This window comes from Clostridium sp. MCC328 (genome assembly GCF_018785465.1).
In the GTDB taxonomy this organism is placed as follows: Bacteria; Bacillota; Clostridia; order Lachnospirales; family Lachnospiraceae; genus Pilosibacter; species Pilosibacter fragilis.
This window is the reverse complement of sequence record NZ_WQPW01000092.1, coordinates 1-345: the sequence shown is the minus strand read 5'-3', so window position 1 is coordinate 345 and position 345 is coordinate 1. Positions and strand designations below refer to the sequence as shown.

Sequence of the window (345 nt, the reverse complement as noted above, 5' to 3'; positions counted from 1 at the left end):
CGCACCTCTGCGATACCAGGAAAAGGCCTGCTCCCAACTCTGCTCCACGCCGCGGCCCTTTTCATAGCAGTATCCCAGATTATGCATGGATCGCAAATCGCCGCACTCCGCACCCCTGCGATACCAGGAAAAGGCCTGCTCCCAACTCTGTTCCACGCCGCAGCCCTTTTCATAGCAGTATCCCAGATCCGTCATTGCCGTGCTCACGCCACTCTCTGCCGCCTCGCGGAACCAATGCACAGCATGCTCCCAGTTTTGCTCCACGCCGTCGCCGTATTCATAGCATACGCCCAGCCGGTACATACCTTCACCGTAGCGCTGATACGCCGCCGCGCGCACCCAGTG

General features: G+C 60.0%; 1 protein-coding gene. It reads right to left on the bottom strand.

Features of this window, described 5'->3' with window-relative positions:
* A partial coding sequence (locus GPK83_RS12475; RefSeq protein ID WP_215704921.1) for a tetratricopeptide repeat protein occupies positions 1–345 on the bottom strand: 345 nt, incomplete at both ends.